The sequence below is a fragment of the Pseudomonas sp. 25 R 14 genome (assembly GCF_900004755.1).
In the GTDB taxonomy this organism is placed as follows: domain Bacteria; phylum Pseudomonadota; class Gammaproteobacteria; order Pseudomonadales; family Pseudomonadaceae; genus Aquipseudomonas; species Aquipseudomonas brenneri.
The window spans coordinates 157,263-180,538 of record NZ_CVTS01000066.1 but is presented as its reverse complement, the minus strand read 5'-3'; the positions used below and the strand labels follow the sequence as shown (position 1 = coordinate 180,538).

Here is a 23,276-nt window from a genome sequence, read left to right as displayed (position 1 = left end):
CAGGACCCGGCCCAGCTCATAACCTGCACGCCTTTTCGTTTGTCTGCCGAGCTTCTCCATGACTGCCAGCACTTATCCACAGGCGCAGCGTTTTTCCCGCTCCGACTACAAAACCCTGGGCCTGGCCGCCTTGGGCGGTGCCCTGGAAATCTACGACTTCATCATCTTCGTCTTTTTTGCCCTGACCCTGAGCCAGTTGTTCTTCCCTCCGCAAATGCCCGAATGGCTGCGCCTGCTGCAGAGTTTCGGGATTTTCGTCACCGGCTACCTGGCGCGACCACTGGGTGGCATCCTGATGGCGCACTTTGCCGATCACTTGGGGCGCAAGCGGGTGTTCAGCCTGAGCATCCTGATGATGGCGTTGCCGTGCCTGCTGATCGGGATCATGCCGACCTACGCGCAAATCGGCTATTTCGCGCCACTGATCCTACTGGCGCTGCGGGTGTTGCAGGGCGCGGCGGTGGGCGGTGAAGTGCCCAGCGCCTGGGTCTTCGTCGCCGAGCACGCCCCTGCCAACCATCGCGGTTATGCCTTGGGGTTCCTGCAAGCCGGGCTGACCTTCGGTTACCTGCTGGGGGCATTGACGGCGACCTTGCTGGCGCAGATGTTCACCGCTGAACAAATCCTCGACTACGCCTGGCGCTTTCCGTTTCTGTTGGGCGGTGTGTTTGGCGTGATTGGTGTCTGGCTGCGCCGTTGGCTCAGCGAAACCCCAGTATTCCTGGCCATGCAGGCGCGCCGCCAGGCCGACGCCGAACTGCCGCTGCGCACGGTATTGCGCGACCACCGGCAAGCGCTGTTGCCGGCCATGCTCCTGACCTGCGTGCTGACCTCGGCGGTGGTGGTGCTGGTCGTGATCACCCCGACCATGATGCAGAAAACCTTCGGCATGAGCCCCAGCCACACCTTCGCCCTGAGCGCATTGGGCATCGTCTTCCTGAATATCGGTTGCGTGCTCGCCGGCCTGTTGGTGGATCGCATTGGCGCCTGGCGCGCGGTGCTGGTCTACAGCCTGCTGTTGCCGGTCGGTATCGCCGTGCTCTACGCCAGCCTGATCGCCGGCGGCGTGTGGCTGGGTGCGGCATATGCCGTTGCCGGGTTGAGTTGCGGGGTGGTGGGCGCAGTGCCATCGGTGATGGTCAGCCTGTTTCCGGCGCAGATCCGTGTGTCGGGGATTTCCTTTACCTACAACATTGCCTACGCGCTGTGGGCGAGCACGACACCGCTGATGCTGATTGCATTAATGCCCACCAGCCCGTGGATTTGCGTCGGGTATTGCGTGGTGATGGGCGCGGTCGGCGTGGCCAGCGCGTTGCGGTTTGGCCGGCGTGGCGCGCTGGCGTGATTGGATACACGCAGCTCCCACCTTTGATCCTTGTTGTACTGGGCAAGGTGTTTGACAGCCCCCCTATGTCTTGCTTGGCTAACACCCTGATGGCCGCAGCATGACAATAATGAAATCCATACCGAAGGTTTCCATTTATCGCTCTATGATCAGCGCACATCCCCCCCTTGAGGACATTCCATGAGCGCAGGACACAACCACGCCACCGTACGCGCAGGCCACGAACGCAAGTTATGGCTGGCCCTGGGGCTGACCGGCAGCTTCATGATTGCCGAAGTGATCGGCGCCTTTGTCACCGGCAGCCTGGCGCTGTTGTCCGACGCCGCGCACATGATGACCGACACCCTGGCCCTGGCCATCTCCCTGGTGGCGATCCAGGTCGCCAAGCGCGCCGCTGACCGCAAACGCACTTTTGGTTATGCCCGTTTCGAGATCCTGGCGGCGGCGTTCAATGCGCTGTTGTTGTTCGTGGTGGCGTTCTACATCCTCTATGAGGCTTACCAGCGCTTGCAGGCACCGGCCGAAATCCAGTCCACCGGCATGCTGGTGATTGCCGTGCTGGGGCTGATCGTCAACCTGATTTCCATGCGCCTGCTCAGCGCCGCCAGCGATGAAAGCCTGAACGTCAAGGGTGCCTACCTGGAAGTCTGGAGCGATATGCTCGGTTCCATCGGGGTGATCCTGGCGGCGGTGGTGATCATGTTCACCGGCTGGGCCTGGGTCGACTCGGTGGTAGCCGCAGCGATTGGTTTCTGGGTCCTGCCAAGAACCTGGACGCTGCTCAAGGAAAGCATGAACGTGCTGCTGCAAGGTGTGCCGGACGGTATTGATATCGACGCAGTGGAGCAGGCCATCTGCGCTGTGCCTGGGGTCAAGGAGGTGCACGACCTGCATGTCTGGGCCCTGACCAGCGGTAAAAACGTGCTGAGCACCCATCTGGTAGCGGACCCGGCACTGGGCAGCGAACAACAGATCCTGGCCCAGGTGACAGAGTTGCTGCATGAACAATTCGATATTTCCCACGTCACCCTCCAGATCGAAGGCGAGGGTTTTCATCAGGAACCGATCGCGCACTGACCGCTATTCGCGGTCTTCCAACACATAACCAACCCCGCGCAAGGTGTGGATCAACTTGCGCTCGAACGGGTCATCGATCTTCGCGCGCAGGCGGCGGATCGAGACCTCGACCACGTTGGTGTCGCAATCGAAGTTCATGTCCCACACAAACGAGATGATTTGCGTGCGCGACAGCACCACGCCGCTCTGGCGCATCAGCAAGTGCAGCAACGCAAACTCCTTGGTAGTCAGGTCAATGCGCTGGTTGCCGCGAAAGGCCCGGTGGCGGCCCTGGTCCAGTTCCAGGTCGCCCACCCGCAGTACGTCCGGCACGGCGGCCTCGACACTGCGGCGCATCAGGGTGCGGACCCTGGCCAGCAGTTCGGGAAACTCGAAAGGCTTGACCAGGTAGTCATCGGCGCCCAGTTCCAGGCCCTTGATCTTGTCGGCCAGGCGCCCTTGGGCAGTCAACATCATGATGCGGGTGTTGCTGGTCTGGCGGATCCGCTGCAGCACATCCCAACCGTCCATCAGTGGCAGGTTCACATCCAGAATCACCAGTTCATAGGTGTGTTGCCTGGACAGGTGCAAGCCGTCGGCACCGCTGGCCGCGCAGTCCACCACATAGCCACTTTCGCTCAGTCCCTGATGCAAGTAATCGGCAGTTTTCAGTTCATCTTCGATAACCAGGATTCGCATGTCGAGCGTGCCTCGGGGCAGGGGAAAGTATCAGCGTGTTGCCGCGAAGGTTAAAGCAAAAGCCCGTTCCAGAGCCTTTGCTAACGGATTTGTAATGTTCTGGCCACCCCTCTGATAAGTGGCGAAAGTTACATTGCCCGTGCTTGGATTTATCCGCCAACTCATGGGTGTGGAACGCTTGCTATGCCAACGTTTTTAAGAACAATTGTGTGCTCCTTCATAGGGGTATTGGCGATGGTCCAAGTGGCCAGCGCCAATACCCTGACCCTCGAATCGGCCCTGCAAAGTGCCTTTGCCGACAACCCGGACCTGGCCGCCGCGCAATGGGAAATCGACATCGCCCAGGGCGGTCGGCAGCAGGCCGGGCTGATCCCCAACCCGGTGGCCTCCTGGGACGCCGAAGACACCCGCCGCAGCACCCGCACCACCACCCTCAAGCTGACCCAGACCCTGGAGCTGGGTGGCAAGCGTGGGGCGCGGATTGATGTGGCTTCGCGGGCACAAGATGCGGCCGCCCAGGAGCTGGAGCAGCGCCGCAACCTGTTGCGGGCCGAGGTCATCGATGGCTTTTATGGCGCCCTGCGGGCCCAGGAACGCCTGGAGCTGGCCCAGCGTTCAGTCGCGCTGGCCGAGCGCGGGCTGGTGGTTGCCAATGGCCGAGTCACGGCGGGCAAGTCGTCGCCGGTCGAAGCCACCCGCGCGCAGGTACAGCTCTCGGAAATCCGCCTGGAACGCAGCCGTGCCGAGATCGGCGTGACCGATGCCTATCGCCGACTGGCGGCGATCACCGGCAACGCCAATACCGATTTCCAGCGCGTCGAGGCTGGCGCTTCAGCCATTCCGGCATTGCCGTCCAGCACACAGCTGCTGGCGCGCCTGGAAAACACCGCCGAACTGCGTCTGGCTGAACTGCAAATCCAGCAGCGTGAAGCCGGCCTGGGCCTGGAAAAGGCCCAGCGGATTCCCGACCTCGACGTGTCCATCGGCAGCCAGTACGACGCCAGCGTCCGCGAGCGCGTCAACCTGGTAGGTGTGTCGATGCCGATCCCGCTGTTCAACCGCAACCAGGGCAATGTACTGGCCGCCAGCCGCCGTGCCGACCAGGCGCGCGACCTGCGCAACGCCACCGAACTGCGCCTGCGCACCGAAACCCGCCAGGCCCTGGACCTGTGGTCGACCGCCAACAGTGAAGTGCGGGCCTTCAACCAAGTGATCCTGCCTGCCGCCCAAAGTGCGGTGGACAGCGCCACCCGTGGCTTTGAGATGGGCAAGTTTAACTTCCTCGATGTGCTCGACGCCCAGCGCACCTTGATCGCAGCCCGCACCCAATACCTCGCCGCACTCGCCCAGGCCACCGACGCCTGGGTGCGCATCGAACGGATTTACGGCGACCTCGCCCGCATTTGATCTTTCAGGAGTTCCCCATGAACAAACAACAAGGCCTGGCTCTGGCCGTCGCAGTGGCCATTGCCCTTGGGGCGATGGTGTTTTGGCCGGCTACCAGCGTTGCACCTTCGGCACCGGCACCGGCACCTGCAGCGAGCGTCGAAGCGCCGGTGGAGGAAGAGGAAGAGGGCGCGCTGGTGCTCAATGAGCAGCAGATCCAGGCCGCCGGTATTCAACTGGCCAAGGCTCAGCCCCGGCAAATCAGCACGTTGCTGTCGTTGCCGGGCGAGGTGCGATTCGATGAGGACCGCACCTCCCACATCGTGCCGCGTGCGGCGGGCGTGGTGGAGTCGGTGAAGGTCAACCTCGGGCAGAAGGTGAAGCAGGGTGAGCTGTTGGCGGTGATCGCCAGCCAGCAGATTTCTGATCAGCGCAGTGAGTTGGCGGCCAGCGAGCGCCGGGTCGAACTGGCCCGCACCACCTTCCAGCGCGAGCGCCAGTTATGGCAGGACAAGATCTCTGCCGAGCAGGATTACCTGCTGGCGCGCCAGACCCTGCAAGAAGCCGAGATCGCCCTGAACAACGCGCGGCAAAAGATGAACGCCCTGAGTGGCAGCGCGGTCCTGGCCGGCGGCAATCGCTATGAATTGCGTGCGCCGTTTGCGGGCGTGGTCGTGGAAAAACACCTGGGCGTCGGCGAGGTGGTGAGTGAGACCAGCGCCGCCTTTACCTTGTCGGACCTGTCCCAGGTGTGGGTCACGTTTGGTGTGTTCCCCAAGGATCTGAACAAGGTCCAGGTCGGTAAACCGGTGAAGGTCAGCTCCACGGAAATGGGCACCGACGTGATGGGCACCGTGGCCTATGTCGGCAACTTGCTGGGTGAGCAGACGCGTACCGCAACGGTGCGGGTCAGCGTGGCCAACCCCGACGACTCCTGGCGCCCCGGGTTGTTCGTGGCGGTGCAGGTGGCCACGGAAACTTACTCGGCGGCGGTCACCGTGCCGGTGGAGTCGATCCAGACTGTGGAAGACAAACCGTCGCTGTTTGTGCGCACCGCCGAAGGCTTCATCACCCGCCACGTTGAGCTGGGTGTCAGTGAAAACGGCTTTGTCGAAGTGCGCCAGGGCCTGGAGGCCGGTGCACAGGTGGCGACCGTTGGCAGCTTCGTCCTCAAGTCCGAGCTGGGCAAGGCTTCGGCCGAGCACGCCCATTGATCCTGCGAGTGATTCCCCATGTTTGAACGTCTGATTCAATTTGCCATCGAGCAGCGCATCATCGTGTTGCTGGCGGTGTTGTTGATGGCCGGTGTCGGCATCGCCAGCTACCAGAAACTGCCCATCGACGCAGTGCCGGATATCACTAACGTCCAGGTGCAGATCAACTCGGCGGCGGCCGGTTTTTCACCGCTGGAAACCGAACAGCGCATCACCTTTCCCATTGAAACCGCGATGGCCGGCTTGCCAGGCTTGCAGCAGACCCGTTCGCTGTCGCGTTCGGGGCTGTCCCAGGTCACGGTGATCTTCAAGGACGGCACCGACCTGTTCTTCGCCCGGCAACTGGTCAACGAACGCTTGCAGGTGGCCCGCGAGCAGTTGCCGGACGGTATTGAAACGGCGATGGGGCCGATTTCCACGGGCCTTGGGGAAATTTTCCTGTGGACCGTGGAAGCTGAAGACGGCGCACGCAAGGAAGATGGCTCGGCCTATACGCCAACGGACCTGCGGGTGATCCAGGACTGGATCATCAAGCCGCAGTTGCGCAACGTGCCCGGCGTGGCCGAGATCAATACCATTGGTGGTTTCGCCAAGGAATATCAGGTCGCCCCGGACCCCAAGCGCCTGGCGGCCTACAACCTGACCTTGAACGACCTGGTGACGGCGCTTGAGCGTAACAACGCCAACGTCGGTGCCGGTTATATCGAGCGCAGTGGCGAACAGTTGCTGATCCGTGCGCCGGGGCAAGTGGCGTCCATCGACGACATTGCCAATATCGTCATCAACACTGTCGACGGTACGCCGATCCGCGTGCGCAATGTGGCTCAGGTCGATATCGGCCGTGAGTTGCGCACCGGCGCGGCCACCGAAAATGGCCGCGAAGTGGTGCTCGGCACAGTGTTCATGTTGATCGGCGAAAACAGCCGCACCGTGTCCCAGGCCGTGGCGAAAAAGCTCGAAGAGATCAACCGCTCCCTGCCTGAAGGCGTGGTGGCGGTCACGGTTTACGACCGCACCAACCTGGTAGAAAAAGCCATCGCCACCGTGAAGAAAAACCTCTTCGAAGGTGCGCTGCTGGTGATCGTGATTCTGTTCCTGTTCCTGGGCAATATCCGCGCGGCGCTGATCACCGCGATGGTGATCCCGCTGGCGATGCTGTTCACCTTTACCGGGATGTTCACCAACAAAGTCAGCGCCAACCTGATGAGCCTTGGCGCGCTGGATTTCGGGATTATCGTCGATGGCGCGGTGGTGATCGTGGAGAACGCCATCCGTCGCCTGGCCCATGCGCAGCAACGCCATGGTCGCCTGCTGACGCGCAGTGAGCGCCTGCACGAAGTATTCGCCGCCGCCAAGGAAGCGCGTCGTGCGCTGATCTTCGGGCAGTTGATCATCATGGTGGTGTACCTGCCGATCTTTGCCCTGACCGGGGTGGCCGGGAAGATGTTCCACCCGATGGCCTTCACCGTGGTGGTGGCATTGCTCGGCGCGATGATTCTGTCGGTGACCTTCGTCCCGGCGGCCATTGCGCTGTTCGTCACCGGCAAGGTCAAGGAAGAAGAGAACTGGGTAATGCGCACTGCACGCCGGGGCTATGCGCCGGTGCTGGATTGGGTGATGGCGCACCGTAGCTGGGCGTTCGGCCTGGCGCTGTTGACCATTGTGGTGTCTGGCGCCGTGGCCAGCCGCATGGGCAGCGAGTTTATCCCCAGCCTCAGCGAAGGTGACTTTGCCCAGCAAGCCATGCGTGTGCCGGGCACCAGCCTGACGCAGTCGGTACAGATGCAGCAGCAACTGGAAAAAACCTTGATGGCCCAGGTGCCGGAGATCCAGCGGGTATTTGCCCGGACCGGCACCGCGGAAATCGCTTCCGACCCGATGCCACCGAATATTTCCGACAGCTACCTGATGCTCAAGCCCAAGGACCAGTGGCCCGATCCGAAGAAGTCCCGTGAAACCCTGATCGCCGAGATCCAGCGGGCCAGTGCGATTGTGCCGGGCAGTCAGTACGAGCTGTCGCAACCGATCCAGCTGCGCTTCAACGAGCTTATTTCCGGGGTGCGCAGTGATGTGGCGGTGAAGGTGTTTGGCGATGATCGGGACGTTCTGAACAAGACCGCCGGGGAGATTGCCGAGACCTTGCAGAAGCTCAATGGCGCTTCGGAAGTGAAGGTGGAACAGACTTCTGGCCTGCCAGTGCTGACCATCAATATCGACCGTGACAAGGCGGCGCGGTTTGGCCTGAATGTGGGCGATGTGCAAGACACCATCGCCGTCGCCGTGGGCGGGCGCAAGGCCGGCATGCTGTACGAAGGTGATCGGCGTTTCGACATGGTGGTGCGTTTATCGGAAACCCTGCGTACCGATATCGAAGGCTTGTCGCGGCTATTGATCCCGATCCCGGCGCTGGCCGGCAACACCTCGGGCCAACTGGGTTTTATTGCCTTGTCGCAAGTCGCCAGCCTGGACCTGGTCCTGGGCCCGAACCAGATCAGCCGCGAAAACGGTAAGCGCCTGGTGATCGTCAGCGCCAACGTGCGCGGGCGGGATATCGGCTCGTTTGTCGCAGAAGCGGAAAGTGCGCTGGCGCAGCAGGTGAAGATCCCCGCCGGCTACTGGACCACCTGGGGTGGCCAGTTCGAGCAACTCAAGGAGGCGTCCGAGCGCCTGCGGGTGGTGGTGCCGGTGGCATTGCTGCTGGTGTTCGGCTTGCTGTTCATGATGTTCAACAACCTCAAGGACGGGCTGCTGGTATTCACCGGGATCCCCTTCGCGTTGACCGGCGGGATCATGGCGCTGTGGCTGCGCGATATACCGTTGTCGATTTCCGCTGGGGTGGGGTTCATTGCACTGTCGGGGGTGGCTGTACTGAACGGCCTGGTGATGATTGCCTTCATCCGCAACCTGCGTGAGGAAGGGCGCTCGTTGTCGGTGGCGATCAACGAAGGGGCGCTGACGCGCTTGCGTCCGGTGTTGATGACGGCGTTGGTCGCCTCCCTGGGCTTTATCCCCATGGCCCTGGCCACCGGCACCGGCGCCGAAGTGCAACGGCCGCTGGCGACGGTGGTGATTGGCGGGATTATTTCTTCGACGCTGCTGACGTTGCTGGTGCTGCCAGCGTTGTATCAGTGGGCTCATCGACGCGACGAGGAGCCCGTGTAGGCTGGGGATGGTGGCCGGGAGAACACTGCAACGTTATTCGCGGGCAAGCCCGTGGGGAAATATCAACCTGAACAAGGTAATGCCGTCCGGCACGCTACTGACATCAGCCTGCCCCTGGTGCAAGGTCATGATCGAACGCACGATTGCCAGTCCCAACCCGGTGCCCCCCTCGGTGCGGGCGCGGCTGTTGTCGGCACGGTAGAAACGTTCGAACAGGTGGGGCAGGTGTTGCGCCTCAATCCCCACGCCAGGGTTGCTCACCGACAGCGAGGCCCCCTTGGCGTGAGGTTCGATCAGCAGCGAAATGCACGAACCGTCCGGGCTGTGGCGAATGGCGTTGGACAGCAGGTTGGAAATGGCCCGTTGGATCATCAGCCGGTCACCCTGGACACAGGCATCGCCGGACAGGCTCAAGGTCAACTGTTTGTCTTCGGCACTCAGGGCAAACAGTTCCATGACGCGGTGGGCTTCATCGGCCAGGCTCACGGCTTCAAACGAAGCCCGCGCCGCCGGATGGCTGACCTGGGCGAGAAACAGCATGTCGGCGACGATCCGCGCCAGGCGGTCCAGCTCTTCGGTGCTCGATTCCAGCGCCGACTTGTAGTCCTCAGGCGCCCGGGCACGGGACAGTGTGACCTGGGCCTTGCCCATCAGGTTGGTCAGGGGCGCACGCAGTTCATGGGCCAGGTCGTCGGAGAATTGCGACAACTGCTGCACACCGGCATCCAGGCGATCGAGCATGAAGTTGATGCCCTGGGCCAGTTCACTGAGCTCCCTGGGCAGGTTCTCGACGGTCAGGCGATGGGTCAGGTCCTGGGTCGTGACTTTGCCGGCGACGCGGCTGAATTGCTGCAACGGTGCCAGCCCGCGCTGCACCAGCCACCAGGCGCCCATGCCGATCAGAATCAACAGCAGCGGCAGTGCGATCACCGTGGAGCGCAGGTAGGCACTGAGTAATGCTTGATCGTCGGAGCGGTTCAGGGACAGCAGCACCCGCACATTATCCCCGCTGCTCAAGCGCATCCGGCTCGACGCGCTGAGGATCTGATTGCCGTGCCCATCGATCCAATTGAGAAAACTCAACTGTTCGCGCGCTGCAAAGTTGAGCAACAACGGTTCCTGAGGCTTTGCACCAACACTCAGCAGCACGGTGTCGGCGGGCGCGGGGCCGATGATACTCAGGTAGAAATTGTCGTGGCCCATCACCAGGTCCAGCAAAGAATGGGGGCGAGCACTGATGTCTCGGGGGTTGAGGTCCTGGAGCAGGCTGTGTTGGATCTGTTCCATCTTGCTTTCCAGGCCCTTGCGCGCGAGGTTTTCCAGCTCATGGGTGAGGGCCAGGTACGCCAGGGTCGCCAGCAGCACCACCAGGCCTGCGCCCATCAGGCTGACGGTGAGCCCCAGGCGCATGGATAAGCTGCCGGTTCTCATGGGCGTTCTTCCAGTACGTAACCCACGCCACGAATGGTGTGGATCAATTTGACCTCGCTCTGGTCATCGACCTTGGCCCGCAGCCGGCTGATCGACACCTCCACCACATTGGTGTCGCAGTCGAAGTTCATGTCCCAGACCAGCGAGATAATCTGCGTGCGGGTCAGCACTTCACCGCTCTGGCGCATCAAAACCTGCAACAGCGCGAACTCCTTGGTGGTCAGGTCAATGCGTCGCGTGCCCCGGTACGCACGATGGCGACGCGGGTCCAGCTCCAGGTCCGAGACGCGGAAAACTTCCGGTAACGCGATGGGTTCACTGCGCCGCAGCAACGTGCGCACCCGGGCCAGCAACTCGGGAAACTCGAAGGGTTTGACCAGGTAATCATCGGCGCCCATGTCCAGGCCCTTGATCTTGTCGGCCAGGCGGCCGCGGGCGGTGAGCATCATGACGCGCAAGGTGGTGTCGCGGCGCAGTTGCTCCAGCACTTGCCAGCCGTCCTTGCCAGGCAGGTTGACATCAAGGATCACCAATTCGTAATGGTGCTGCCCGGCCAGGTGCAGACCGTCGACGCCGCTGGCGGCACGATCGACGACATAGCCGCTTTCACTCAAGCCTTGATGCAAGTAGTCGGCAGTTTTTGGCTCGTCCTCAACCACAAGGATACGCATACAGATTGACCTCTTACTGATAAGCGAATAGGAGAATGGAGCTACGCGGGAGAAGGGCTGTAGTCCTGGATGTAGGAAAATTCTGAGCCTTGAAGCTACTTCAGGGTCAAGGCGCATCCCGAGCAATCGCGCTGTTTGGGCGCCAGTGCGACAATTAGTCGCCAGGGGCGGGAGGTGATTGCATCGAGCGGGCAAAAAAAAGCGCCCGTAAGGGCGCTAAAAATTCATCTCCTTCCAAAGGAGCTCCACAAAAAAAGCTTCAAGAGATGAATGTGCTCGGTGTGCGCCGCTCAGATGGCCTCTGGGGCCGGTGTATCCGAGGGCGCTGGCGTTTGCTCGGCCACGGCTTCGCTGCCATGGATCTGTTGCTGTTGCTGGCGAAACTCGGCCAGGAACTGGCGTGAACGATCACTGCCGTCGTCGGCCAGTGCCGCGGTGGAGGCTGTGCTGAGTAAAACGGTGAATAAAATATGCAGTGGCTTCATAAACTTTCTCCGCAAAGGACCTTTGCCGTTAGTTGCAGGAAATCGCCTCGGCCGGTCGATGCAGGCAGTATATAAAGTTCAACTTAACGAGAACGTGAGGCGCATATTACAGTTCTGACAGGCTGCAAATTGTGAAGAAGTGCTAGTCAACGGCAAGTGAATGTAAGCACTTGCCGTTGAGTGTGATCAGAGGATGGCCAGCGGATATTCCATGATCAGCCGGAATTCTTCCAGGTCCGACTCAAAGGCACTTGAGCGCACCGTCGCCTGGCGAATGCGTACGGACAGATCTTTCAACGTACCGCCCTGGAACACGTACTTGGCTTCGATATCGCGCTCCCAGCGGCGTTGGTCGGTGAGCGGGTCACCCAAGGCGTCGCGGCGCATATACACCGAGTTGGCGTTGCTGTAGTCGGCGCCCGTGCCCTTGCCATAACGGGTCATGAACGACAGGCCCGGGATGCCCAGGGTCTGCATGTCCAGGTCATAACGCAGGGCCCAGGAGCGCTCCTTGGGCGAGTTGAAGTCGCTGTACTGGATCGAGTTGTCGAGGAAAATCGAGTCCGACTGACGCAGGTAATCGAAGTCATTGTTGCCGTTGTTGCGCTGGTGCGACAGGGCCAGTTGGTGCGCGCCGACCTTCACCCCAAGCTTGGCACTCCAGATATTGTTGTTGAGTTCGCCCAGCAGTTTTTTGCCTTCATCCTGGGCGTTGTAGTAATTGAAGCCGCCAAACACCGACACCTCTTCTGTCAGTGGATAATTGGCCGCCGTACCGAAATAGTACTGATCCCAGGCGTCCTTCAAGCGGCTGCTGTAAAGGCTGAGGCTCACGTTTGGGTTCAGTTGATAGTCGCCCCCGAAGTAACCGACCCACGGCGAATTCACATTGCCGGCATAAAACGTCGCGAAGCCGTCACGCATGCTGCTGTTGGTGGGCTGGCTCATGGCATGCAAGCGTCCGCCTTGCAGGCTCAAGCCCTCTAGGCTGGTATTTTCCACGGTGACACCGCGAAAGCTTTCCGGCAGCAGGCGTGAGTCACCGTAGTGCACCACCGGGGTTTTCGGGAACACATCACCGACCCTGACCACGGTATCGAACAGGCGCATTTTCACCGCGCCGCCGAGTTTGCTGTAGTCGTCTTCGGGGCGGTTGTCGCTGTCTACCGGCAACATGCCGAAGGAGCCCTTGCCGCCGCTGCGCCCCGTGCCGGAATCGAGCTTGAGGCCGTACATGGCAAAGGCATCCAGGCCAAACCCCACGGTGCCCTGGGTGAAGCCGGACTCGAACTTGCCGATCAGGCCCTGGGCCCAGGCTTCCGAGTAGCCGTTGCCGGTCGGGCTGGACTGGCCCTTGCGGTCATCACGGTTGAAGTAAAAATTGCGGGCCAGCACGTTCAACGTACTGCCCTCGATAAACCCTTCGGGCTTGTCTTCCACCGCCATGCTCGCCAGCGGCGTAGCGCCAGCCAGTGCGGCGATGATGGAAAGAGAAAGTGTGTGCTTAGTGCGCATGTATCGCTCCTCGGTGTTGGCAGCTATTAGCTTTTTTAGTCGCCTGGGGCGTTCTTATTGGATGGGCGCCCGAAACCCAGGAGGCCCGGCTTATAGTTGCAAACGCGAGATAACGCAGAGGTGTCACACACATTACAATTTTGCCAGTTATATAGAATCTGACGGATACGTAATCTGCTCGTGACCCTTCTGACAGGGTGCGTTAGTTACTCTCGGCTCTGAACTTTCAACGATGAAATCAGACGAGAGGCACTCTTATGAAACGTTTAACCTTGGCTTTGGGCGTGATGGTTTTTTCGCTTTCCATGGGGGCAATGGCTGAAGTCGGCGGCGATCGCGAGATTGCTCAATTGATGCAGCAGAACCAGCAAGCCATGAGCCGGTACGCAACTGCGCAGGGCAAGCCGGCGCCCCAGGTGCTGGCTTACGAATATGGCATGAAGCTGGATATCGCCAAGGTGGTCAGCGTCACGCCGCCGATTCGTGCCTGTAAGGTCGTGCCTTCGCGCATGACCTATGAAGACTCCAGCGGCACTATCAAGACCCTTGAGTATCAGGTCATGGGCTTGTGCCGTAACAACGGCAGTTGAGGGGCTGAAAAAATAGTTGAGCCTGGGGCTCAAGTACTCTTCAGAAAACGCCAGCAGCGCCGATGGTTAGACAATCCACTAACTATCAGCTCTCCGGTGCCGCCCATGTTCAATACCCGCTTGAAGCAGGAGCTGTCGGCTCTTCGCGAAGAACTGTCCAGCCTGCAGCAGGTCAAGGAAAGCCTGGAGAGCGAGATGCTGGCTTTGAGCCTGGACCCCGAGGGCCGTATCGAGGCGGTCAACCAGAACTTCCTCGACGAAATGGTCTACCGGTCCGGCGACTTGCTGGGGCACGCTATTCATCAGTTTGTACCGGAGCATGTGAGGCGCGATGAGTTCCAGCAACGTTTCAACAACGCCCTGAGTCGTGGCGAGCACTTTGCCGGCACCGTGCGCTTGCTGCGTGGCAACGGCAAGGAGGCGTGGTTGCGTTCCATCGTGCAGCCGGTGCGTGGCGCGGATGGACGCATCAAGCGTTTCTCGGTGTACTCCAGCGACTTGACCCGCACCATCGAAGCCTCCCGCGAGCACGAAAACCTGATCGCCGCATTGGTGCGTTCCACCGCCGTGATCGAGTTCGACCTCAATGGCAATGTGCTTGCCGCCAACGACCGTTTCCTGCAAGGCATGGGTTACAACCTGGCGCAGATCCAGGGTAAACATCACCGCATGTTCTGTGAGCCGCAGGATTACAACAGTGCTGAGTACCAGGCGTTCTGGAAGCGTTTGAACAGTGGGGAATTTGTCGCCGGGCGCTTCAAACGCATCGACGCCCATGGCCGCGAGGTCTGGCTGGAGGCGTCTTATAACCCGGTGTTGGATGCCAACGAGCGGCTGTACAAAGTGGTCAAGTTCGCCACGGTGATCACCGATCAGGTCAATCAGGAACGCGCGGTGGCCGAGGCCGCCAACATTGCCTACAGCACCTCATTGCACACCGACAGCAGCGCCCAGCGCGGTACCGCTGTGGTCACCCAGGCGGTGGAAGTGATGCGCGACCTGGCCAAGCACATGGAGCAGGCCGGCGAGGGCATCGAGGCACTCAATGCGCAGTCCCAGGTGATTGGCAGTATCGTCAAGACCATCAGCGGGATTGCCGAGCAGACCAACCTGCTGGCGCTGAACGCAGCCATTGAAGCGGCCCGTGCCGGCGAACAGGGGCGGGGGTTTGCCGTGGTGGCCGATGAAGTACGCCAGTTGGCGTCGCGGACCAGCAAAGCCACTGAGGAAATCGTTGGCGTCGTGCGCCAGAACCAGGACATGGCCCGCGATGCCGTGGCGCTGATGACCGATGGCCGGCTGCAGGCCGAGCAGGGCCTGTCCCTGGCGGCAGAAGCGGGCACGGTGATTGTCGAGATTCAGGACGGCGCGCAGAAAGTGGTGAGTGCGGTTGGTCAGTTTGCCAATCAGCTGTCCACCTAGACACCTGACTCAAGGCCGGCAAGGTCAAAGGTAAGAGCGTCAGGGGGCGTGGATCTCAAAGAGCAACAGATCGAACCACTGCCCGTCGAGCAGGAACGCCTTGCGTGAATGGCCATACTGGGTAAAGCCGCTGCGCTGCAACACCCGCAGCGAGCCGGGGTTCTCTGGGCGCACGGTGGCCTCGATGCGCTTGAGGGCGTGCTCGCCAAAGGCTTTCTCCAGGCCCAGCGCCACGGCTTGCCGGGCCAGGCCGCGCCCGGTGAACTCGGCGCCCATGCGATAACCCAGGGAGGCCGAGTGATAGTAGCGGCGCCGCACCTGGGTAAAGTTGATCCGCCCGACCAGCACGCCGTTTTCTCGGATCAGGTACTGGTAGGCGCGGTCTTCGCTGGCCTCCAGCAGTGCGCTCTCGATGGCACGTTGTACCCCTTCGACGCTGTAGTACGCCTCGGGCCGGGCATTGATCCAGCTTTCGAAAAACGTCCGATTGGCCAGCTCGAACGCCAGCAGCTCGTTCACGTCATCCCACTGTGGGGGCGTCAATGTCAGGTTCATCCCTGGAAACCTCGCGATGGCAGTAGCGCAGGGGTTCTTCTTCTCACATTCGGGCGGCAGGATTCAAGCGCCGGCTACCATTGCGCCTGCGCCAATGCCAGGGGCGAGGCTCAGCATTTCTGTAGGAGCGAGCTTGCTCGCGAAGAACTCAAATGCACCGCGTTTATCCTGGATAAACACGGCGTTCTCAGGTTCTTCGCGAGCAAGCTCGCTCCTACCGTTTAACGGCCGAGCATCTTCACCCAGCGCGACGGCGGGATGCCGAAGGTGCTGCGAAACTGCCGGGTCATGTGGCTCTGGTCGGTGAAGCCGGCGATCAGCGCGGCATCCACCAATGAGGCTCTGGAGGCGGCTCAGCATTTCTGTAGGAGCGAGCTTGCTCGCGAAGAACTCAAATGCACCGCGTTTATCCTGGATAAACACGGCGTTCTCAGGTTCTTCGCGAGCAAGCTCGCTCCTACCGTTTAACGGCCGAGCATCTTCACCCAGCGCGACGGCGGGATGCCGAAGGTGCTGCGAAACTGCCGGGTCATGTGGCTCTGGTCGGTGAAGCCGGCGATCAGCGCGGCATCCACCAATGACTGGCCCTGACCCAGTAAATTGCGCACAAGATCCAGGCGGCGCATGGTCAGGTAGCGATAGGGACTGGTGCCGAACAGCAGGCGGAAATCCCGCGACAGGGCCCAGCGATCCCGCCCGCAGTGCGCGGCCATTTCATCCAGGGTGATGCTGCGCCCCAAGGCGCTGTGGATAAACTCACGGGCGCGTTCGGCGGCCTGGTAATCAAAGGTCTTGCGACAGACGCTGATGCCCGAGGCATTGTTCAGCGCATGGGCCAGGTCGAACAGCGCGTCCTGCTCCTGCATCGGGTCCAGCGGGCAGTCGAGTTGCTGCACAAAGGCCTGGCAGGCCCGGTGCAGCCATGGGTCGTTGGACAGCCCATTGTGGATAAACGGCAACGGCTTGCCGCCGAGAATCTGCTGGATCAGCGCCGGCTCCACATAAATCATCCGGTACTTGAAGCCTTCCTCACTGCCGGCCCAGCCGTCGTGGACTTCGTCCGGATGGATCACCATGGTCGTGCCCGGCAGGCTGTGGGTCTGGCTGCCGCGATAATGAAAGCTCTGCACGCCGAACAGGGTGTGGCCAATGGCGTAGGTATCGTGGCGATGAGGGTCGAAGCCAAACCCGGAAAAATACGCCTCGATCCGCTCCAGGCCGCTGGCATGGGGCGCCCGGTGCAGCCAGTCGATGTTCGCGGTAAGTTTGCCCATGGGATGTTTTTCGAAAGATGTCGGATGGAGTTACGTTAACTGAGTCTGGGGCGGCTGTCTGCCGGGGGCTTGTACGATTGTGCGTGGTTGCAAAGGTGGCTAATGGCTGACGGCTCATGGTAATAAACCTTACTTTTACAGTGAGGCCGGGTCATGAGTCAGTTGCGGGTAGGTATTATTTTTGGTGGGCGTTCGGCCGAGCATGAGGTGTCGTTGCAGTCGGCACGCAACATCGTCGACGCCCTTGACCGCACGCGTTTTGAGCCGGTGTTGATCGGTATCGACAAGGCCGGCCATTGGCACCTGAACGACACCTCTAACTTCCTGCTCAACCAGGAAAACCCGGCGCTGATCGCTCTCAACCAGTCCAACCGCGAATTGGCGGTGGTGCCGGGCAAGGCCAGCCAGCAACTGGTGGAAACCTCGGGCCAGAGTCTGCTGGAGCACGTCGATGTGATCTTCCCCATCGTCCACGGCACCCTCGGCGAAGACGGTTGCCTGCAAGGTTTGCTGCGCATGGCGGACTTGCCGTTCGTGGGTTCCGACGTGCTGGGTTCGGCGGTGTGCATGGACAAGGACATCAGCAAACGCCTGCTGCGCGACGCCGGTATTGCCGTGGCGCCCTTTATCACCCTCAACCGTGGCAATGCGGCACGCACCACCTTCGACCAGGCGCGGCAAAAGCTGGGTTTGCCACTGTTTGTCAAACCGGCCAACCAAGGCTCCTCAGTGGGCGTGAGCAAGGTGGCTGACGAAACCGAGTATCTGGCCGCCATTGAACTGGCCCTGGGCTTCGATGAAAAAGTGTTGGTGGAGTCTGCCGTCAAAGGCCGGGAAATCGAATGCGCAGTGCTGGGCAACGAGCGTCCCATCGCCAGCGGCTGTGGCGAGATCGTGGTGCGTGACGGCTTCTATTCCTACGACAGCAAATACATCGACGACCAGGCTGCGCAAGTGCTGGTGCCTGCCGATATCCGTGTCGAAGACAGCGAGCGCATTCGCGCCCTGGCCGTTGAGGCCTTTGAAGTGCTGGGCTGCGCCGGGCTGGCGCGGGTTGATGTGTTTCTGTGTGAAGACGGTGAAGTGCTAATCAATGAGGTCAACTCATTGCCCGGTTTCACCCGCATCAGCATGTACCCCAAGTTGTGGCAGGCGGCGGGGATGAGCTACAGCGAACTGGTCAGCCGCCTGATCGAACTGGCGCTGGAGCGGCATGGGTTGCGCAAGGGCTTGAAGATCAGCCGCTAAGCCTCAATCACCATCGCCGGCTTGCCGGCGATGGTGGTAATCCTGAGTCAGTCCCCCAGCGCCTCACCCTCACGCCGTGGATCCGCGCCACCACTCCACGTTGCCTTGCCCTGGGCATCCCGCACCCGCACGATGGCCTGGGTGCCGCTGGTCATGTCGATCTCGCTCAAGGCGTGCCCCCGATCCTTGAGTGCCGCTTTCAACTGTGCGCTGAACAGCCCTCGCTCCAATTCGGTCGCGCCGTTGCGGCTGCCGAAGTTGGGCAGGCTGATGGCGGCTTGCGGGTCGAGGTTCCAGTCCAGCATGCCCACCAGGGACTTGCTCACGTACTCGATGATCTGCGAGCCACCGGGTGAGCCGACTGTGGCCAGCAGCTCGCCACTTTGGCGGTCGAAGACCAGGGTCGGCGCCATGGATGAGCGTGGGCGTTTGCCCGGCTCGATACGGTTGGCCACTGGCTGGCCGTTTTCCTCGGGGATAAAGGAAAAGTCCGTCATCTGATTATTCAGCAGGAAACCCTGGACCATGACATGGGAACCGAATGCCGCCTCGATGGTGGTGGTCATTGATACCGCGCCGCCCTGGTCATCCACGGCCACCACTTGCGAGGTAGAGATGCGCAGCGGCGAGCGATCCGGTGCGTAGGCCACCTCAACCCCGCTCGGCTGGCCAGGCTTGGCCACGCCCATGCTGCGCTCACCGATCAATGCCGCGCGGCTGGCCAGGTAACCGGGGGCGACGAGGCCCGCGAGCGGTACCGGGACAAAGTCTGCATCAGCGACATATTGCGCACGGTCGGCGTAGGCCAGGCGATCGGCCTCGGCAATCAGATGCACCGCTTCGGGCGCAGGTTCCAGGCCGGCAGCTGTCGCGGTCTTCACGGGTTTGAGCGGTGCCAGGGCCCAGCGCGGGTCACGGGCTTCCAGGGCCTGCAAGGTGCCGAGGATCTGCGCAATGGCAACCCCGCCCGACGACGGCGGCGGCATGCCGCATACCTGCCAACGCTTGTAGTCGGTACACAGCGGTGCGCGCTCCTTGGCGCGGTAGCCTTTGAGGTCGCTCAGTGCAAGGCTGCCAGCGTTGCGGTGGCCCTGGACTTTGCGTGCAATTTCCTCGGCGATCGGGCCTTGGTAAAGCACGTCGGGGCCCTCTTTGGCAATACGCTTGAGTACATTGGCCAGCGCCGGATTTTTCAGCACGGTGCCGGTGGCTTTCGGGCTGCCGTCGGCGTTGAGAAAGTACGCCGCCATGTCCGGCGACTGGCTGATATAGCGGTCGGCGGCGAGCAGGCTGTGCAGGCGCGGGGAAATCGCAAAGCCTTGCTCGGACAACTGGATCGCCGGCTCGAACAACTGGGCCCAGGGCAGGCGACCGCTCTGTTCGTGGGCCATTTTCAGTGCGCGCAATACACCGGGCGTGGCGACCGAGCGACCACCGATCTGCGCCTGGGCAAACGCCATCGGCGTGCCGTCGGCATTGAGCAGCAGGTCGGCCGTCGCACCGGCCGGTGCGGTTTCACGGCCGTCATAGGCCCGTACCTGCTTGCCATCCCACAGCATGATAAAGGCGCCACCGCCGATCCCCGAAGACTGCGGCTCCACCAGCGTCAGCACCGCTTGCATGGCGATGGCCGCATCAATCGCCGAGCCACCCTGGCGCAGGATGGTCCGCCCGGCCTCGGCCGCCAGCGGGTTGGCCGCAGCGGCCATATGGCGCTCGGCATGGCGTACGGTCATGTCGGTGCGATAACCCGACCCCAGCTCCGGCGCAGGAGGCAAGCCGGGGGTGCTGGCGCTGTGGCAGGCACTGAGGCTGAGGGCGGCGACGATCACCGAGAGGCTGGTAAGACGCTGCAAGCGTAGGGTGAAAAGCACGCGCTGAACTCCGTTCATTTTGAGAATGATCTGTTGTCCCTGGGGTGAGGTTTTGCGGGTAAATCGCACCTGGCAGATATCTGCGGGGAAGGAGGGCGGACACTAACAGCGGGGAGACAGGAGCGTCAAAAGTTGATGGCTAACAGAATCAATTTTGCACAAATCCCGTGCGGGGAGGGTCACGCGATTCATTATCAAGTGAATGATTGGCTTTTTTGTGAATATTTAGATGTCGACAAATAGCGTTAAATTGGAGATTTTCTAAGTATTTCAAGGCAAATAGAAGAAAATAATTCTGCTTTAAATGTATGGATTTGTTTCTGAATTGTAACAAATGCTTTTCTAAATGATAAGGATTTGCATTACACTCCGCAGCCTTTAGTGCTCCGTCTTGGTGCATATTGGCTTAACAAGGACTGTTTGCAATGAAGAATCCCCCCTACCTGTTCAGTTCTCTTTTCATGGCCTTCGGTGTGCTGAACGCCGCCCCGGCGTTGCAAGCGCAAGAGATTGGCGAGGTCGATAAACAGGCCGTCACCGAACTCGATACCTCGTTTGTCACCGCCACCGGCGGGGCCACGGACCTGCGGGATGCGCCGGCCAGCGTCAGTGTCATCACCCGTGAAGAAATCGAGCGCCAACCGGTGTACGACCTCAATACCCTGCTGCGGCGTGTGCCGGGTGTCACGGGGGGCTTCGGCCCGGTGGGGGAACAGTCGAAAATCAAACTGCGTGGCCTGGACGACAAGTACACCTTGGTCCTGGTGGACGGCAAGCGTCTGGGCGGTTCGGGGGACTTGAGCTATCGCCGTGACCTGGCACGCCAGGACCTGAACTGGATCACCCCGAACATGATTGAGCGCATCGAGATCGTGCGCGGCCCCATGTCTTCGCTGTACGGCTCGGATGCCATGGGCGGTGTGATCAACATCATCACGCGCAAGGTCTCGCGGACCTGGAGCGGTTCTGCCAACGTCAACACCACGATTCCCGAAGACTCCGACCGTGGCCAGACCACCCAGACCAGCCTCAACCTGTCCGGGCCATTGACCGAGTCCGTCGGCCTGCGCCTGGGCGCCAACCTGACCCGCCGCGCCGCCGATGAAGTCACGGCGCGCCTGGATAAAGATGGCGAGTTCATGTACGGCGACGGCGCTGGCGGCGCCAAGGACCACAGCGTCAACGCCTTGCTCGACTGGAAAATCAATGACGAGCAAAGCCTGTCGTTCGAGGCCGTGCATGGTGTCGAGCGGTCCTGGTCGAGCAAAAAGACCTTTGGTGACTGGGGCGAAACCATGGGTGCCGGCTTCGGCCCCGGCCGTTTGATTCGCGACAGCTATTCCGTGTCCCACACTGGGGACTGGAGTTTCGGTACCTCGAAAGTGGACCTGTACCTGAACAAGTTCAAGAACGACATCGACTGGGGCAAATCCAGCGCCGAAGAGAAAATCGCCGAGGGCAGCCTGAACATTCCGTTCAAGTTCCTGCTCGACCAGCGCCTGACCGTGGGCGGGCAGTGGAAACGTGAAGAACTGACCAACAGTGACACCCTGGGCACGGTGCCGGTGGACTATCAAGGTGTTGCGGTCTCCGGTTCGTCACTCAAGGGTGACTACTCGGCGGCGTTTATCGAAGATGAGTTGTACTTGCTCGATAACCTGGCCCTGACCCTGGGCAACCGTTTTGACCACAGTGAAGACTACGGCAACCACAACAGCCCGCGGGCGTACCTAGTCTACCATCCGCATCCGGACTGGACCGTACGCGGCGGTGTGTCCAAGGGCTTTCGTGCGCCCAGCCTGAAAGAGGGCAGCGCCGGTGCCGCCACCGAATCCGGCGGTCGCGGTTGTGGCTCGTTGAAACCTTTGGGTTATGTGAGCGGCAGTTGCTGGATGGCCGGTAACCCGAACTTGTCGCCAGAAACCAGCGTCAACAAGGAAATTGGCGTGTCCTTTGACCGTGACGGCTGGGAGGCCAGCCTGACCTACTTCCACACCGACTTCGAAGACAAGATCGAATACGCGCCACTGGGCCAGTTCCAGGGCCGCTGGTGGACCATGCTGGAAAACGTCGAAGAAGCGCGGACCCGTGGCTGGGAAGGTTCGGTTCGCGTCCCGCTGAGCGACTCCCTGGACTGGCGCACCAACGCCACCTACATGCTGGAGAGCAAAAACCTGTCCACCGGCGAAGACCTGATCAGCGCGCCCAAGCTGTCAGCCTTCAGTGCGCTCAACTGGCAAGTCACCGACTCACTCAACACCGAACTGTCGGCGCAGCATGTCGGCAAACAGCGTGGGGCAGGTAATGACTTCGTCAAGTCGTACACCACCTACGACCTGACGGCGAACCTGGCCGTGACCAAGTGGTTGACCTTGAATGGCGGTGTGCAGAACTTGCTGGATGAAGATGCACGTGATGGTTCGACGACGTTCTATGTGCCGGGCCGTGCGTTTTTTGCCGGGGCTACCACTTACTTTTGAGGTGTCGCCATGCCACGCGAGCCTCAGGGTTCGCGGGCGTTGCTAGAACAACTCGTCCAGTTGTTCGAAAAACTCTCGCTTTGCCGGCTTATCAGGTTCGCCCAGTCGGTCGAGAAAATCCTGTGCCGACTGCTCCGAAATATCTTCGCGGAGGTTGCGTTGTGCAAACGCGATGTCCAGCCAACGATCGGCGATCCCTCCGCGGCCCAGGTCGATGAAGTGCAGGCGGTCTTGAGTGTCGACGAACACATTGGTGTCACACAGGTCGCCATGGCTGAACACGGGGTCTTCCTTCGGCCGCGCGGCGTGCAGATGGGCCAGCAGTTGTTCGGGGCTGTTCAGGTCTGGCCACGGGTGCGGCTCGGGCTCTTGCGCGCACAGGTCATGTGCAAGCAGGTATTCCAACTCGTTCAGGCGCTGTGACACGCTTGAGTCGAAGGGGCAGCCGGCGATGGGGACATTCTGTAGCTGGCGCAGCGCCTCGTGAAACAGCGCCGACAGGGTGCCTGGCTCGTCGATACGCACCTGGATCGGTGCCCCCGGTACACAACGGGTGATCATGAATTCGCCGTCGGCGCTTTGCGCGATGACCGCCACCTCGGGCACACTCAGATGTCCATCTACCCATTGCAGTACACGGGCTTCGCGCAAGACGCTGTAGGTCGTGGGCGCGTAGATGGCTGCGCAGGCTTTAAGAAAGAAACGATCATTGCCCCGGGTAAAACTGAAGACATCGCAGGGCGACTCGCCGACGTCATCGGCAATCAACGGGGCATCACCGATAAATCGCGTGATGGTCCTGGGGAGTTCGAAAGGCACAGGCCTTGGCCTGGAAGACTGGGAGGGCACGCATCACCTTTTCTGAGGGG

Annotated in this window: 18 protein-coding genes and 1 pseudogene; 9 read left to right on the top strand and 10 right to left on the bottom strand. The window is 61.1% G+C overall.

All coding sequences use genetic code 11. The features are described 5' to 3' along the window. Window positions 1-58 precede the first annotated feature (58 nt). Together BFQ03_RS26245 and BFQ03_RS26240 are read left to right on the top strand one after the other, a co-directional pair. A complete protein-coding gene (locus BFQ03_RS26245; RefSeq protein ID WP_065944331.1) occupies window positions 59-1,345 on the top strand; it encodes an MFS transporter in 1,287 nt (428 codons plus the stop codon). 180 nt (window positions 1,346-1,525) lie between these two features. Further along, window positions 1,526-2,422 carry a cation diffusion facilitator family transporter gene (locus tag BFQ03_RS26240; protein WP_065944330.1) on the top strand — a complete coding sequence of 299 codons (897 nt, stop codon included), beginning with the start codon at window positions 1,526-1,528 and terminating at the stop codon, window positions 2,420-2,422. A 3-nt stretch (window positions 2,423-2,425) separates the two neighbouring features. Here BFQ03_RS26240 and BFQ03_RS26235 read toward each other — a convergent pair whose 3' ends face one another. Further along, window positions 2,426-3,100 (bottom strand): heavy metal response regulator transcription factor, encoded by a 675-nt coding sequence (locus BFQ03_RS26235; RefSeq protein WP_032859875.1) that lies wholly within the window; start codon window positions 3,098-3,100, stop codon window positions 2,426-2,428. A gap of 183 nt (window positions 3,101-3,283) precedes the next feature. Here BFQ03_RS26235 and BFQ03_RS26230 point away from each other — a divergent pair, with 183 nt between their 5' ends. From BFQ03_RS26230 to BFQ03_RS26220, 3 genes are read left to right on the top strand one after another with little or no spacing between them, the layout of a single operon-like run. Further along, complete coding sequence (locus tag BFQ03_RS26230; RefSeq protein WP_065944329.1) at window positions 3,284-4,507, top strand: TolC family protein; 1,224 nt, start codon at window positions 3,284-3,286, stop codon at window positions 4,505-4,507. 17 nt (window positions 4,508-4,524) lie between these two features. Further along, complete coding sequence (locus BFQ03_RS26225; protein WP_065944328.1) at window positions 4,525-5,700, top strand: efflux RND transporter periplasmic adaptor subunit; 1,176 nt, start codon at window positions 4,525-4,527, stop codon at window positions 5,698-5,700. Between the two features lie 18 nt (window positions 5,701-5,718). Further along, the gene (locus BFQ03_RS26220; RefSeq protein ID WP_032859880.1) at window positions 5,719-8,862 is read left to right on the top strand and encodes a CusA/CzcA family heavy metal efflux RND transporter; all 3,144 of its coding nucleotides are present in this window, start codon (window positions 5,719-5,721) and stop codon (window positions 8,860-8,862) included. A 33-nt stretch (window positions 8,863-8,895) separates the two neighbouring features. On the opposite strand, the gene BFQ03_RS26215 is transcribed toward BFQ03_RS26220, so the two are convergent. The 4 genes from BFQ03_RS26215 to BFQ03_RS26200 all read right to left on the bottom strand — a co-directional run bounded on the left by BFQ03_RS26215 (window position 8,896) and on the right by BFQ03_RS26200 (window position 12,964). After that, window positions 8,896-10,293 (bottom strand): heavy metal sensor histidine kinase, encoded by a 1,398-nt coding sequence (locus BFQ03_RS26215; RefSeq protein ID WP_032859882.1) that lies wholly within the window; start codon window positions 10,291-10,293, stop codon window positions 8,896-8,898. Beyond that, window positions 10,290-10,964, bottom strand: coding sequence for a heavy metal response regulator transcription factor (locus tag BFQ03_RS26210; protein WP_032859884.1), 675 nt, complete (start codon window positions 10,962-10,964; stop codon window positions 10,290-10,292). Before BFQ03_RS26210 ends, BFQ03_RS26215 begins: the two co-directional genes overlap by 4 nt. A 290-nt stretch (window positions 10,965-11,254) precedes the next feature. Further along, window positions 11,255-11,449 (bottom strand): DUF2790 domain-containing protein, encoded by a 195-nt coding sequence (locus BFQ03_RS26205; protein WP_032859886.1) that lies wholly within the window; start codon window positions 11,447-11,449, stop codon window positions 11,255-11,257. A 186-nt stretch (window positions 11,450-11,635) separates the two neighbouring features. After that, window positions 11,636-12,964 carry an OprD family porin gene (locus BFQ03_RS26200; protein ID WP_065944327.1) on the bottom strand — a complete coding sequence of 443 codons (1,329 nt, stop codon included), beginning with the start codon at window positions 12,962-12,964 and terminating at the stop codon, window positions 11,636-11,638. Window positions 12,965-13,221: 257 nt separating this feature from the next. Between BFQ03_RS26200 and BFQ03_RS26195 the strand changes: the two genes are divergently transcribed. Further along, a complete protein-coding gene (locus tag BFQ03_RS26195) occupies window positions 13,222-13,554 on the top strand; it encodes a DUF2790 domain-containing protein (protein ID WP_032859890.1) in 333 nt (110 codons plus the stop codon). Between the two features lie 105 nt (window positions 13,555-13,659). Continuing rightward, window positions 13,660-14,976 carry a methyl-accepting chemotaxis protein gene (locus BFQ03_RS26190; RefSeq protein WP_032859892.1) on the top strand — a complete coding sequence of 439 codons (1,317 nt, stop codon included), beginning with the start codon at window positions 13,660-13,662 and terminating at the stop codon, window positions 14,974-14,976. 39 nt (window positions 14,977-15,015) lie between these two features. On the opposite strand, the gene BFQ03_RS26185 is transcribed toward BFQ03_RS26190, so the two are convergent. From BFQ03_RS26185 to BFQ03_RS26180, 3 genes and pseudogenes are all read right to left on the bottom strand, one after another. Continuing rightward, window positions 15,016-15,531 carry a GNAT family N-acetyltransferase gene (locus BFQ03_RS26185; protein ID WP_032859893.1) on the bottom strand — a complete coding sequence of 172 codons (516 nt, stop codon included), beginning with the start codon at window positions 15,529-15,531 and terminating at the stop codon, window positions 15,016-15,018. Window positions 15,532-15,752: 221 nt separating this feature from the next. Then, window positions 15,753-15,869 (bottom strand): annotated as a pseudogene (locus BFQ03_RS30075) (AraC family transcriptional regulator); the annotation flags it as partial. A 126-nt stretch (window positions 15,870-15,995) separates the two neighbouring features. Then, the gene (locus BFQ03_RS26180) at window positions 15,996-16,805 is read right to left on the bottom strand and encodes an AraC family transcriptional regulator (RefSeq protein WP_032859894.1); all 810 of its coding nucleotides are present in this window, start codon (window positions 16,803-16,805) and stop codon (window positions 15,996-15,998) included. Between the two features lie 153 nt (window positions 16,806-16,958). Between BFQ03_RS26180 and ddlA the strand changes: the two genes are divergently transcribed. Further along, window positions 16,959-18,053, top strand: coding sequence for a D-alanine--D-alanine ligase (gene ddlA, locus BFQ03_RS26175; protein WP_032859895.1), 1,095 nt, complete (start codon window positions 16,959-16,961; stop codon window positions 18,051-18,053). A gap of 47 nt (window positions 18,054-18,100) precedes the next feature. Here ddlA and ggt read toward each other — a convergent pair whose 3' ends face one another. Further along, on the bottom strand, window positions 18,101-19,945 hold the full coding sequence (gene ggt / locus BFQ03_RS26170; protein WP_065944326.1) for a gamma-glutamyltransferase: 1,845 nt from the start codon (window positions 19,943-19,945) through the stop codon (window positions 18,101-18,103). A gap of 407 nt (window positions 19,946-20,352) precedes the next feature. On the opposite strand from ggt, the gene BFQ03_RS26165 reads away from it, so the two are divergent. Beyond that, window positions 20,353-22,407 carry a TonB-dependent receptor domain-containing protein gene (locus BFQ03_RS26165; RefSeq protein WP_065944325.1) on the top strand — a complete coding sequence of 685 codons (2,055 nt, stop codon included), beginning with the start codon at window positions 20,353-20,355 and terminating at the stop codon, window positions 22,405-22,407. 42 nt (window positions 22,408-22,449) lie between these two features. On the opposite strand, the gene BFQ03_RS26160 is transcribed toward BFQ03_RS26165, so the two are convergent. Beyond that, a complete protein-coding gene (locus BFQ03_RS26160; RefSeq protein ID WP_065944324.1) occupies window positions 22,450-23,226 on the bottom strand; it encodes an APH(3') family aminoglycoside O-phosphotransferase in 777 nt (258 codons plus the stop codon). Window positions 23,227-23,276 lie beyond the last annotated feature (50 nt).

Excerpts from the sequence above, each read along its gene's own strand:
- BFQ03_RS26230 (WP_065944329.1), top strand. The coding sequence starts at position 3,284 with ATGCCAACGTTTTTAAGAACAATTGTGTGCTCCTTCATAGGGGTATTG.
- BFQ03_RS26200 (WP_065944327.1), bottom strand. The coding sequence starts at position 12,964 with ATGCGCACTAAGCACACACTTTCTCTTTCCATCATCGCCGCACTGGCT.
- BFQ03_RS26180 (WP_032859894.1), bottom strand. The coding sequence starts at position 16,805 with ATGGGCAAACTTACCGCGAACATCGACTGGCTGCACCGGGCGCCCCAT.
- BFQ03_RS26165 (WP_065944325.1), top strand. The coding sequence starts at position 20,353 with ATGAAGAATCCCCCCTACCTGTTCAGTTCTCTTTTCATGGCCTTCGGT.
- ggt (WP_065944326.1), bottom strand. The coding sequence starts at position 19,945 with ATGAACGGAGTTCAGCGCGTGCTTTTCACCCTACGCTTGCAGCGTCTT.
- BFQ03_RS26235 (WP_032859875.1), bottom strand. The coding sequence starts at position 3,100 with ATGCGAATCCTGGTTATCGAAGATGAACTGAAAACTGCCGATTACTTG.
- BFQ03_RS26240 (WP_065944330.1), top strand. The coding sequence starts at position 1,526 with ATGAGCGCAGGACACAACCACGCCACCGTACGCGCAGGCCACGAACGC.
- ddlA (WP_032859895.1), top strand. The coding sequence starts at position 16,959 with ATGAGTCAGTTGCGGGTAGGTATTATTTTTGGTGGGCGTTCGGCCGAG.
- BFQ03_RS26210 (WP_032859884.1), bottom strand. The coding sequence starts at position 10,964 with ATGCGTATCCTTGTGGTTGAGGACGAGCCAAAAACTGCCGACTACTTG.
- BFQ03_RS26225 (WP_065944328.1), top strand. The coding sequence starts at position 4,525 with ATGAACAAACAACAAGGCCTGGCTCTGGCCGTCGCAGTGGCCATTGCC.
- BFQ03_RS26205 (WP_032859886.1), bottom strand. The coding sequence starts at position 11,449 with ATGAAGCCACTGCATATTTTATTCACCGTTTTACTCAGCACAGCCTCC.
- BFQ03_RS26215 (WP_032859882.1), bottom strand. The coding sequence starts at position 10,293 with ATGAGAACCGGCAGCTTATCCATGCGCCTGGGGCTCACCGTCAGCCTG.
- BFQ03_RS26245 (WP_065944331.1), top strand. The coding sequence starts at position 59 with ATGACTGCCAGCACTTATCCACAGGCGCAGCGTTTTTCCCGCTCCGAC.
- BFQ03_RS26220 (WP_032859880.1), top strand. The coding sequence starts at position 5,719 with ATGTTTGAACGTCTGATTCAATTTGCCATCGAGCAGCGCATCATCGTG.
- BFQ03_RS26185 (WP_032859893.1), bottom strand. The coding sequence starts at position 15,531 with ATGAACCTGACATTGACGCCCCCACAGTGGGATGACGTGAACGAGCTG.
- BFQ03_RS26195 (WP_032859890.1), top strand. The coding sequence starts at position 13,222 with ATGAAACGTTTAACCTTGGCTTTGGGCGTGATGGTTTTTTCGCTTTCC.
- BFQ03_RS26190 (WP_032859892.1), top strand. The coding sequence starts at position 13,660 with ATGTTCAATACCCGCTTGAAGCAGGAGCTGTCGGCTCTTCGCGAAGAA.